This is a genomic window from Sediminibacterium ginsengisoli (genome assembly GCF_900167075.1).
In the GTDB taxonomy this organism is placed as follows: domain Bacteria; phylum Bacteroidota; class Bacteroidia; order Chitinophagales; family Chitinophagaceae; genus Sediminibacterium; species Sediminibacterium ginsengisoli.
Map to the genome: position 1 here is coordinate 252,259 of NZ_FUWH01000004.1, position 11,190 is coordinate 263,448.

13 protein-coding genes and 1 tRNA gene are annotated in these 11,190 nt (G+C 44.0%); 9 read left to right on the forward strand and 5 right to left on the reverse strand.

The features are described from left to right. Positions 1-143: 143 nt before the first annotated feature. Genes B5D42_RS09315 through B5D42_RS09325 form a run of 3 tightly spaced genes read left to right on the forward strand, consistent with a single transcriptional unit; the run spans position 144 to position 4,296 of the window. Positions 144-761, forward strand: a complete 618-nt coding sequence (locus tag B5D42_RS09315; protein WP_078831209.1) for a hypothetical protein — start codon at positions 144-146, stop codon at positions 759-761. After that, complete coding sequence (locus tag B5D42_RS09320; protein ID WP_078831210.1) at positions 761-3,703, forward strand: type IV secretory system conjugative DNA transfer family protein; 2,943 nt, start codon at positions 761-763, stop codon at positions 3,701-3,703. The genes B5D42_RS09315 and B5D42_RS09320 overlap by 1 nt, the downstream gene beginning before the upstream one ends. Before the next feature lie 17 nt (positions 3,704-3,720). Beyond that, positions 3,721-4,296, forward strand: coding sequence for a hypothetical protein (locus B5D42_RS09325; protein ID WP_139367074.1), 576 nt, complete (start codon positions 3,721-3,723; stop codon positions 4,294-4,296). Here B5D42_RS09325 and B5D42_RS09330 read toward each other — a convergent pair. Continuing rightward, positions 4,293-4,520, reverse strand: a complete 228-nt coding sequence (locus tag B5D42_RS09330; protein ID WP_078831325.1) for a helix-turn-helix domain-containing protein — start codon at positions 4,518-4,520, stop codon at positions 4,293-4,295. The two genes, B5D42_RS09325 and B5D42_RS09330, sit on opposite strands and share 4 nt — an antisense overlap. A gap of 353 nt (positions 4,521-4,873) precedes the next feature. Here B5D42_RS09330 and B5D42_RS09335 point away from each other — a divergent pair, with 353 nt between their 5' ends. Further along, positions 4,874-5,389, forward strand: a complete 516-nt coding sequence (locus tag B5D42_RS09335; protein ID WP_139367075.1) for a hypothetical protein — start codon at positions 4,874-4,876, stop codon at positions 5,387-5,389. Positions 5,390-5,404: 15 nt separating this feature from the next. Here B5D42_RS09335 and B5D42_RS09340 read toward each other — a convergent pair whose 3' ends face one another. Further along, the gene (locus tag B5D42_RS09340) at positions 5,405-5,731 is read right to left on the reverse strand and encodes a hypothetical protein (protein ID WP_139367076.1); all 327 of its coding nucleotides are present in this window, start codon (positions 5,729-5,731) and stop codon (positions 5,405-5,407) included. A 287-nt stretch (positions 5,732-6,018) separates the two neighbouring features. Between B5D42_RS09340 and B5D42_RS09345 the strand changes: the two genes are divergently transcribed. The 3 genes from B5D42_RS09345 to B5D42_RS09355 all read left to right on the forward strand — a co-directional run bounded on the left by B5D42_RS09345 (position 6,019) and on the right by B5D42_RS09355 (position 7,362). Further along, positions 6,019-6,810, forward strand: a complete 792-nt coding sequence (locus B5D42_RS09345; protein ID WP_078831214.1) for a DUF3825 domain-containing protein — start codon at positions 6,019-6,021, stop codon at positions 6,808-6,810. Positions 6,811-6,911: 101 nt separating this feature from the next. Beyond that, a tRNA-Ile gene (locus tag B5D42_RS09350) sits at positions 6,912-6,987 on the forward strand. Positions 6,988-7,053: 66 nt separating this feature from the next. Continuing rightward, the gene (locus tag B5D42_RS09355; RefSeq protein ID WP_078831215.1) at positions 7,054-7,362 is read left to right on the forward strand and encodes a hypothetical protein; all 309 of its coding nucleotides are present in this window, start codon (positions 7,054-7,056) and stop codon (positions 7,360-7,362) included. A 77-nt stretch (positions 7,363-7,439) separates the two neighbouring features. Here the strand turns inward: B5D42_RS09355 and B5D42_RS09360 are convergent, their stop codons facing one another. Continuing rightward, positions 7,440-7,886, reverse strand: coding sequence for a helix-turn-helix domain-containing protein (locus B5D42_RS09360; protein WP_078831216.1), 447 nt, complete (start codon positions 7,884-7,886; stop codon positions 7,440-7,442). Positions 7,887-7,999: 113 nt separating this feature from the next. Between B5D42_RS09360 and B5D42_RS09365 the strand changes: the two genes are divergently transcribed. Next, entirely contained in the window at positions 8,000-8,371 is a 372-nt protein-coding gene (locus B5D42_RS09365; RefSeq protein WP_245825631.1) for a magnesium chelatase subunit ChlI family protein, read from the forward strand. 314 nt (positions 8,372-8,685) lie between these two features. Continuing rightward, positions 8,686-9,063 carry a hypothetical protein gene (locus B5D42_RS18295; protein ID WP_245825633.1) on the forward strand — a complete coding sequence of 126 codons (378 nt, stop codon included), beginning with the start codon at positions 8,686-8,688 and terminating at the stop codon, positions 9,061-9,063. 65 nt (positions 9,064-9,128) lie between these two features. On the opposite strand, the gene B5D42_RS09375 is transcribed toward B5D42_RS18295, so the two are convergent. Next, complete coding sequence (locus B5D42_RS09375) at positions 9,129-9,890, reverse strand: hypothetical protein (protein ID WP_078831218.1); 762 nt, start codon at positions 9,888-9,890, stop codon at positions 9,129-9,131. 9 nt (positions 9,891-9,899) lie between these two features. Continuing rightward, positions 9,900-10,946 (reverse strand): hypothetical protein, encoded by a 1,047-nt coding sequence (locus B5D42_RS09380; protein ID WP_078831219.1) that lies wholly within the window; start codon positions 10,944-10,946, stop codon positions 9,900-9,902. Between the last annotated feature and the right edge of the window lie 244 nt (positions 10,947-11,190).

Below are 11,190 nucleotides of genomic sequence, written 5' to 3' on the forward strand. Positions count from 1 at the left end.
AGATTCTCTGGTAACCAATACATTACATCCTTTAGATACATTGTAGCATATTCCTGTTTTTTTGTCAAGTATTCATTTAGGGTGTTTTCCCCCTTGTGCTTTCCATTTTTTCTTCGTAATCAGCAGCACCAAAACCTCCTGCTATGCGAAATACCGTCCTTGCGGCTTCGTGCTGCGTGCTCTTTTCCTCATGTGATAGCTACTTCTACAACGACAATAAGTCGTTCTTTTTGAGCGTATTAGCGATTGTTCTTGCACTGTTTATGATACGGAGGCTTACAAAGCCAAATCCTGCGAAACAGCTCGACGCAATCCATTCCCATCAATCCCACCACTTTGAGGACTTCCGATTGTCTGCCAATGACTTTTACGCTGATCTGACGACTATTATCCAAGATCGTGAGTTTCCGAAGGTGTCCGCTAAGGTGGTGACACTTACGGACGGCGGTCTATTCGACGCGCAACGGGCATATCTCCAGGTCGCGAGCCAAGACCATGTATTTTACGTCTGTGCGGCACCATTCGGAAAGAATTTCTTCATCTCATACTGGCTGCGACCAGCAGACGAGGAGTTTGCGGATATGTTCTTGCGGAAAGTATTCGGGGTACTTCCCACGCGTTCCTTCTTCCGCGTGGATAGCGAAGCGATGTTTGTCGAGAGTATGAAAAAGGCGGTGATGAAAGCCATCGCAAACGCAACCGAACAGCGCGGACTACGACAGCCGACAGCCTCCGAACTCATTCCAACCACTCTATCCTGATGGAACGGCGACAAGAGCAACATATCAAGCAGTTCTACGATTGGGAATTACGCGGGAGAGGGTGGCTCACCTTTGACCTGCCCGTGCATCTTGAATGCGAGTATTACCCGTTCTTCATGCACCGCACCCCAATGCCGTACATTGACGATGGCGTGCGGCATACGCTGTTAAGCCGGATCGCGGACGTATTCCGTGCACCGACACCCAAGCCGAGCATCCCCGCACCGGAGATGCCGCCGGTTGCCGCGTTTCCCTTGGAAGACTTTGAGATGCGGGCTATTGCGCTCTCATGGAAGCAGAACGCATCCATGAAGCCGGAGCGTATGGAGCAGGTGTTTGCGGCGCTCAGTCGCCTGACCGGACAGGTATCGTTTGAATTGATCGCAACGCACGAGCATATCCGCATCCAGTTGGTCGTACCGGCTGATGATTGCGACATCATTCGCTCGCATCTCTCGGTATATCTTCCCGAAGTCATACAGAAGGAAGAAGACAATCTCGACTTGCTTGATTGTCCGACATACACGGGAGACTACGGATTGCAGCACGAATTTATGCGCCCGCTTGCAATAGGTGGCGATCACGATTGGTATGCCGGATTGTGTGCAACCCTTGATCTGCTGCAACACGGAGAACAAGCCATCATCCAAGTGTTGTTTGCCGGAGCGGGAAACTTTTGGGAGGACAGCATCATGCGTTCAGTCACCATCAACGGAAAAGAATCGTTTTTTGTCGATGCGCCGGAGATGCCCGCGCTTGCACAAAAGAAGATTGAACGTCCGCTTGTCGCGGCAACGGTGCGGGTTTGCACCCAAGCTGCGACCGTCGCCCGTGCCGGACTGCTCTTCGAGCAGGTGTCTGTCGCGCTTGTGTCGGGAACATCGTCTCCCGCAAATGCACTCGCGCCGCTCGGCTCTGAAACATACGACTACGACACGCGCATATCCGACATACTCTCGCGCACCTCGCACCGCCTGGGCATGCTCTTGAACGTCCGCGAACTCGCAAGCATTGCACATCTGCCCGGACAATCGGTACGATCTCGAAAGCTGTTCCAGTACACCAAGACCACCAAAGCGCCGCCGGTGCAGTCCGGCACCTACTGTATCGGCATCAATGAGCATAACGGGATAGAAACACCGGTATATCTCTCTGACGAGATGCGCAGCCAGCACGTCCACCTCATCGGCGCGACCGGCACGGGAAAGTCAACACTCTTTCATTCGCTTATCTGCCAAGACATTGCTGCAGGCAATGGATTTGCGGTATTAGACCCGCATGGAGATCTGATCGACCACATATTGCCCTATATCCCTGAACGCCGCATAAAGGACGTAGTTATCCTTGATCCATCGGATGCTGAGTACCCCGTAGGGTTCAATCTGCTACATGCGCACAGCGAACTAGAAAAGCAGTTGCTTGCGAGCGACCTCGTTGCATTGTTCAAGCGGTTTGCAACCTCATGGGGCGACCAGATGAACAGTGTCTTGGCAAATGCCATCCTCGCGTTTCTTGAAAGCACGGAGGGCGGTACGTTGGTCGATCTGCGCCGATTCCTCATAGAGAAACAGTATCGCGAGACGTTCCTTAAAACGGTACAGGACGACGCGATTGTGTACTACTGGAAACACGAGTTTCCGCTCCTCAAAGGCGGCTCGCTCGGCTCCATCCTAACCCGCCTTGATGGTTTCCTCCGTCCGAAGCTGATCCGCAACATGGTATCGCAAAAGACCAGCATCAACATCGAGGGCTTGATGAACACGAAGAAGATCATCTTGGTGAAGCTCGCGCAGGGATTGATCGGTGAAGAAAACGGATATCTACTCGGCGCATGTATCGTTGCCAAAATCCAACAAGCGGCAATGGCACGGCAAGCGACCGCAAAAGAGCAACGTACGCCGTTCTACCTCTATATCGACGAGTTCCACCACTTCATCACCCCGTCACTCTCCAACATTCTCACCGGCGCACGCAAATACGGGTTAGGACTTATCGTTGCCCATCAGGATATGGAACAGGTATCAGGGCATAACGCGGAGCTTGCAAACAGCCTTGTGGCAAACGCAGGAACGCGGATATGCTTCCGTATTGGGGATAACGATGCGAAGAAACTCGCGGGCGGATTCTCTTCGTTTGCAGTGGAAGACATGCAGAACCTTGAACGGGGCGAAGCGATCATGCGTATCGGACGGGCGCAGGACGATTGCAACGTACGTGTGGTGCCTGTTGCGGAAACGAGCGCGTATAACTGCACAGACAAGGTTATTGCGGCATCGAGAGAAACATACGCAAAGAAAGCGGATAGTCCCGTCGCAAAAGAACCGACAACAACCGTTGATGCGGCACAAGAGCGTACTCCATCCATACCAGTACCGCCGTCTCCGATTGTCGAGCAGCCTAAACCTATTTCACCAACACAAGAAGAAGAAACAAAATCCCGCCTTGCAGAACGCGAAGATTTTAAACTTCATCGCTATTGGCAGAACAGGATAAAGAAGATTGCGGAAGATCGCGGCTTTAAGGCTGACATAGAACTGCCGGTCTTGAAGGGTGCGGGACAGGTCGATGTATCGCTTGTGCGAGACAAACTCCGTATTGCGGTGGAAATATCCGTCACAACAAAACCTTCATGGGAACTGCACAACATCAAGAAATGCCTGGCTGCGGGATACACCACCGTGATCGCATGCAGTAATAACCCGCACATGCTGCGGCAACTGGAGCAGCAGATACAAGAACACTGTATCGAAGCTGAACGAAAAAAGATTATCGTGACGGATGTTGCTGCTGTCGATCATCATATACCGATTGTCGAGATGAAGGTGACCGAACAGCAACAAACCATCAAGGGGTATCGAGTATCGGTATCGTATGAACAAAGCACGCAGGAGCAGCTAAATCAAAAGAATCGCACCGTATCAAGAATTATTAAAGGCAAATAATCATTCAATAATTGAGTATGAAGCAACCGAGATATACTGTAAAAATGGGCGCATTTATGGATGGCTTATATGGGGCTGTGATAGCTGTCGGTCTGATAAATTACGTTAAGGATATTGCGACACAGGACACTCCGGTGGATTTGGCGGACGCTTTTAGATGGTCTTCCCTGTTCCATCTGTTGTTTACGCTTATAACGATAACAATCGTCTCCCACGACTGGCTTGCATACAAACGTGCGGACGCGGAGGAGGAACGGCGGCTCATCCATCATTTCCCGAATATTCTCGCGCTATTCTTCATTGCACAGATGTTCAATTCCACGACGTTTGAGCTGTTGCCATTTTGGTATTTCTTCGGCACATGGTATGTCCTTTGTTCCGTAGTCAACAGTATCTTCTCAAAGGCACAACGCCACGTCTACCTTCGATATGTAATCTATCTATTGATTTGTGGAATCGCAATTTGGCTGTTCTATTTCGAGAAATGCTCGCTTGCATGGGCATACGGATTTCTGATCGTCTCAACCGCCATCATATTTTATACGTGGGATATTACTGATAAAGAGCGGACTAAAAAGAACCCAGCAGCTTAGACATCATGCAATAGTTGCTCTAACGAGAGTTCAAACGCCTCGGCAAGCGCATGAAGCGTACTGATTGTGGTGTTTATCTTTCCGCCCTCGATGCGATAAATCTGCGTTTTCTCCACATCGCAGGCTATGGCAAGATCATCCTGAGACATGCCGCGCTCTTGCCGCAACTGCTTGATTCGCAGCCCAAACTTGCGTAACACCTCCTCATTCCTGATCTTATTCATCACCACAAAATGAGGTATCTGCAAAAAATATATGACTGCATACATGCAGTCAATAAGAAATTTCCTGTACCTTCCTTTCAATCAAACCTACGTTTATGAAATCCTGCCATGCACGGAGCAGTACGCTCCGTATCTTCTTGACGGTATGCGTGAGTGCGGTATTTAGCTGTAGCGCACCCAAGCAAACAACAATCTCTCTCCAAACCTTCAACTATGATTACAAGACCGGTGCACCGACCAAACCCGGGAGCGCGAACATCTTGGTTGACCTGGTACGTCCGAACTACGCAAGTACCTTCGCATACGGGAGAACCGAGTTGTTTTCCAACTTTCGTACGCATATCGGCAGAGATATGGAAGAACTGCTCATAGACAAAGGCTTCCGCGTGAAAGGGCCGTATGACAGTTTTGACGACATGGTCTTTGATGATCGGAAGGACGCGGATATCGCCATTGATGTAGAGATCGTCCCGCAGTTCACCGCCCGAGACGGCTCATGGCATTCCTATACCAACAAGTTCAGCTTACAGGCTCCGGTCACCTATTACTACTACGAAGGGACGGTATCACTGATCGGCAAGATCAACCTGATCGGCTACGAACCGTTATCCAAAGAAAAGATATGGGTAAAGTCTGTACCGATTCCTGCCATTACCAATATCAACATCACGACCGCAAATAAGAAGTTCACGTCTACGACAGTCGGTAATGAGTTTTATAACGACCCGAACGTGTATAACGCGCTCGGGAGCGCATTGAATGAGCAGTATAAAGAAATCTTCAAGAAGATCGACGTGCTGTTAGACGCACGAGAGTTTGAGATATTGAAACCCCAAATCAAGGAACTGAAAGCAAAAAAGGGATACTGATAGTTTAGCTATGTGTTACAAATGAGGTATCGCGGCTGATTTTTCCATTTGTTGCTTTTCCTGAATGCCGGATAAAAGTTTTTTTTGCGAGTAATCACTCATACATACACTTACGCAGATAAATGATAGGCTAGTATTTTTTGTGAGTTTCAAAATGGCTGTATCGATGGATTCAGCGTTAACGTGTTTGATTTTCTGCTGTCCGGTAACCTTGTGTATTAATACACCACGGTATACCCGCAGGGCTTTGTCTCCAGTAGATTCCGCGCTGAACTTTTCCATATCTGAATGTACAAAAACTTCGTTTGATATAAACACTTGCTCTAAGGCATTCCTTGGCACACAGTACGTTTAAAATCAATTAATTATAATTCACGCACTTTCTCTCAACCAAAAATTATTTGGAGAATTAAAAAAATACTACCTTTATATCGGACTTAGTAGTCCAAAAGACATAGATAAAGATTAGAACAGATATTTAGGTTTCGTTATTTTTTTTGTGATAAAGATTTGAGAGTTAGATTTTTTAAGATTCGACGGTGTAAAAAAATTAACGAAAGCCATTCCATTATTGGGTGGCTTTCATTTTAAGAGATGGATTACAAAGCAAAAATTATAAAAATAGTTAGATGGAAATTTTTTCGTTCGCCCTTTTTACAAGGTTTGAAGATAATTTAAGGTATTTATCTTCTCTGGCAATTAATGAATCATGGGATTATTCAGATCCTAGTAAGGAACAATCGGAAGGCAACAACTCTGCAAGATTTTCGTTCCCAATTCTCCGCAATTATTTAGAACACACCTACCAAAAATTAGACGGTGAAAAGAAAATTGTTTTCACTGCCAATAATCAGTTTGCCTGTTTCAATACTGGCTTAGTTACTAAGCACTACGAGGAAATATTCGCTTTCTTTGAGGAAAACAAATCCTTCAACAAACAGTCCCCATATTTCTTTAAAGCATTTCTGAAAGAAAGTGATCGGGAATTCTTGTCTTATTATTCGGACAATATTCCACAGAGGGCGAACTATTTTGATAAACCGGAGCGACTTCTGTTTAATCCGAAAAGCACCATTATTAAAAACATTGACCATATCCTGGACGATAACAAAATTCGTTTTCCCGAACCGTTAAAAAGTGCCTCTGACCGTGAAATCAGAAATCAACTTAACGGGGCTATCGAAGAGGTTACGAAAATGGCGAAGATTAACTACAAGTTGGGTATTCCACAATGGTATAAAGAGGAAATTCAATTACTCCTTCCGCTGTATCTAACGAGACATGATGTTGCAGACTTAGCCCTCGTTGTTGAATACATCAACAGCACCACCTACCGTGCAGGGGCTTGTTTAACAAAAGGAATGGCGTACAACAATGCACGGTTAATAGTCGCTCCACAAAGTAACTGGTTAAAACCCTAAATAATAAAACACATGGGATATAATTCGTCGTACATAATGTTGACAAAACGATAGCCGCTTGCGGCGGCTATCATTACATACAATCTGAGATTCAAAAATATGGGGGGCTCGTCTAACTTGCGGTGAGGACGGCCGACTTATAATCGGTTAATACGGGTTCAATCCCCGTACCCTCCATTCTTTTGTGTAAAATAAACCTCTTTTGGTTTAACTGACAATTTTTTAACATAAAAAACTTTATATATGGCACTTTTTACAACGCGTGTGGAACTCCACAACGCAAAAACAAGCGAAGATTACGATACACTCCATAAGGCAATGGAAAAAGAAGGGTTTTGGCGCACTATTCAATTAAGTGGAGAAACTACGGTCTATCACTTGCCTACCGCTGAATATAATTATAGCGGCAAGGTAGAAACATCTGCGGTTTTGGAGTTAGCTAAGAAAGCTGCAACAAAAACTGGCAAGACGTTTAGTGTTCTTGTAACAAAGGCTGACGGCAGAAGGTACTGGTATAATCTGCCCGTGGTTAAGAAAGCAGTTACATCATAACCGATGTGATTGTAGTTCTGCGAAACTGCTTGCTGTTAACAGCAAGCAGTTTTTTTACCAAATACAAAAAGCCACCGTTAAATAACGGTGGCTTTTTCAATAACGAAAAGCACTTTTTTCATTCCTTGTGCCAATGGTACCCGTTTGTTTCGTTCCCAATTTGCAACCGTTCCTTCGTCAACCTTCAGCAGTTTTGCAAATTTCTCATTGCTTAATCCATGTTCGTACTTATACCGCCTGATCTTCCCGCCAAACGTCTCCGTCTCGTGATGGAATGGGTAGTACCCGAGAAACGCAATGATCGCCGGATATTGGTATAGCCGAGGCTCATTCCGTCCATTTTCCCAGTAACACAGGCAGTCTTCGGACACCTGTATTGCCCGTGCTGCAGCGGCCTGCGACAGATTCAAGTCCATGCGCCGTTTCTTGATGTGTTCCCCAAGCGTTTTTGGTTTTTCGGGATAGCCTTGATAATGAGGCTTTTGCACAGTGACAACATGCTTGGACATTATCGACAAAACCATGTGCCTGCGGCTTTTATAATCACCCGGACAAAGACTGTACCTGTCCGCCGGGCGCAGTACAGAAATACCTCAACAAAGTATCCGGCCCCCTGCTCGATCGCATCGACCTGCATGTGGAAGTTACTCCTGTTGCCTTCAGTGAACTCAGCAGCCGGAGCCAGGGCGAACCGTCTGAAGTTATCCGTGAACGTGTGATCAAAGCCCGGGAAATACAGGCAGAGCGATATAAATCTGTAGAAGGCATATTCGTGAATGCTCAAATGAGCAGCAAACAATTACGCGAGATCTGCCGCATCAGTAATGTGGGAGAAAATCTGTTAAAGCGCGCTATGGAAAAACTAAACCTCAGTGCGCGCGCCTACGACCGGATACTTAAAGTGAGCAGAACCATCGCCGATCTGGCAGGCAACGCAGATATACAACCCGAACATCTTGCCGAAGCCATTCATTACCGGAGCCTGGATCGGGAAGGCTGGGCGGGGTAGTTTTTAACTTTTGGAAAGTTCCGAAACTTTCCAAAAGTTGATTCTGAAGTTGATAGGAAATAAAATCATCAATGTTACATCCATCAAAGTTTTACCACATTTACAACCATGCAAATGGTGATGAAAATTTATTTCGTGAAGAAAAGAATTATTATTTTTTTCTGGAAAAAACAAGCAAATATCTAACCGAGTATTTAAGCATATATGCCTATTGCCTTATGCCGAATCATTTTCATTTGCTCGTTAGAATACACGATGAGCAGTCAATCTGTCAAGTATTGTCAACATCCAATGCTTATAATAAAATGAGTGAAATGAACCAAGTTGATTCTATGTACAGGAAAATCAGTAAATCATTTGCAAACCTATGCAGCAGTTACACACAGTCTTACAATAAAATTTACGCCAGAAAAGGAAGTTTATTCATGCCGAATTTTAAAACAAATGATATAGAGAATGATCTTTCATTTTGTGCACTTGTTCATTATATACATGCAAATCCTGTACACCATGGATTTGTGAAAGATATCAGCGACTGGAAATTCTCATCCTTTCACGCACTTTGTTCTGATAAGCCTACCAAACTGGAACGCAATTATGTTCTCGATATTTTTGGTAATAAACAGGCTTTTCTTAATTATCATTCCAGGCCTATCGACCGGAAATATAAATGGCATGATTACACAGTTTAATTTCAAAGAGGTTGGCAACTATAACTTTTGGAAAGTTTCAGAACTTTCCAAAAGTTAAGTACATCTTATTTGTTCTTTACAGGATATAACCGGGCATTTTTTTCCCAAATATCGAAAATCTCATTCTCATGCTTTGTTAGCGGCCGCATATATTGTAATTCAATTTTGAAAACACCCTTTGGGGATACTATTCGATCAATTGCAATTTCAAAAGGGCAGCCGGCGTTATAACGCTTTTCCAATGATCGCGACATGTGAAATATTGAACCTTTTTGCGCGCATGAGGTAAGTAACTGCATAATGTGACGCTGCTTCTGAACTGTAGTGGGTGAATTTTGATAGTCTTGTGAATAGAGCGCTTGTAAACGTCTGTATTTTATATTGTTAATTATAGTGTCAGCTACCCAATGCACCGAATCGAATTTTTGTGTTTCGGCAAAAGAGTAGAAATTCCAGCTATATTTAATAGGCATCGAATCTGCTTGTTTATATTTTTTAGTAAATCTGCTTTGGGCAGAGAACTCTGGGTACTCATAAAATGACAGTGAACGGAGATCAATAAAAACCACATACAATAGTTTTTCGGTACCTGCCAGCGAACTAGTATCGGTAGAAGAAAAAGTAAAATGAGGAACTTGGAATATTACCAGACTATCACGATAATAGAATAAGCGATGTCCAGTGCTACCTGGTAAATAAGGCACATACTTGTTCGTTTTTTCATCGAATGCATCAATTGATTGCATGAGTACACCAGATGGTTTAGCCTGTCCGTTGACGAATACCGAAACGAGTAAACAAATAATATATAATAAAATTTTATTCATATAATTTATTTATGGAAAAAGCGCCGATGCATTTCCAGTCGCATTACCTGTGAACGGGGCTCCTGAACCAAAGTTTTGAATCGTTACATATGCGGTAACCGACAAAGTGATAAGCGTATTTTGCTGCGTTATTGATACGCTATTGCCCGTTTCAGTATGAAACATGCCGACTTGTCCTTCAAATGAAGTATTATGACTTTTTACCCCAGTAATCTTTGCAACTGATCCCGCCGGGTGACTGCCTTTGATTACATCTGTCGACCAGACCGTCCATGCAATCGATCCTGTTTGTTTTTTTACGGGCCAAACTTTTGTTGTCTCCAAACTTGCATCAGTTACATCAATGTCTCCACCGCCAACGCCATCAATAAGTTCGTCATATTTTTCCCCTTCGCAGCCCAAGGGTTCAACATCAGTCAGTTCACAACTAAAAACATCAGGAGTGGTAGTTTCAAAACATTCATAATGTGCGATGTACCAACATGTTTGAGTGTTTGTACGAACTGTAACGGAATTCCCTGAATGACTATCAGTACTCTTAACAAAAGCCCTGCCATTTTCATATTTTATTGTTTGAATCCTGCTGCCATCCCAATTATCCTTAGTCAAAAATCCAGAGAATTTTGGGGATGAATAGTCAAGAAACGCCTTACTTGGAAATTTCGTCACTACTTCAATGTGTGGTGTATTCGCCTGATCGATATAAATTACCAGTTTACTTTGTTTTTCAAGTGTCATCCTGGAATTATCGCCGAAGTTAGTTTCAAACGAATATGGTTTCTCATATTTGAGCGGCACAATTACAAATGACCCGGTTTTGTTAGTGGCTGTATAAGCTTTATCCCAGACAGGTGCCTTTCTATATTTTTGAACTGCGGCGGAACTGATGAGAGACTCAAAAATAGTTTTCGCTTGTGTAATAGAAGGTGAGGTTGATTCGATATTATTTAAGGACGTCTCCGTTACCTCCTCTTGATGATTAACATCAATGGATTTTTTACATGACCAATATATTAGCGATAATATCACTAACATAATAGGAAAAAACTTTTTCATAATGTAGTTTTGATTACTACAATATATTAAAAAATATTTAAATGTTCATATAAATAAAGCACCACGAAGCAAGTGAGGTATTATGGAACATATTAAATGTACACTGGGCAATGAAATTATTGCTTGCTATCACATAATATATATTTTATATTTAGAATACATGAACGTCTTAATACAATCGTAATAGCCAATGCATCCTATAAAAACACTTCTCCTTGTGGCAGTATGGAGCTTTAGCACTATA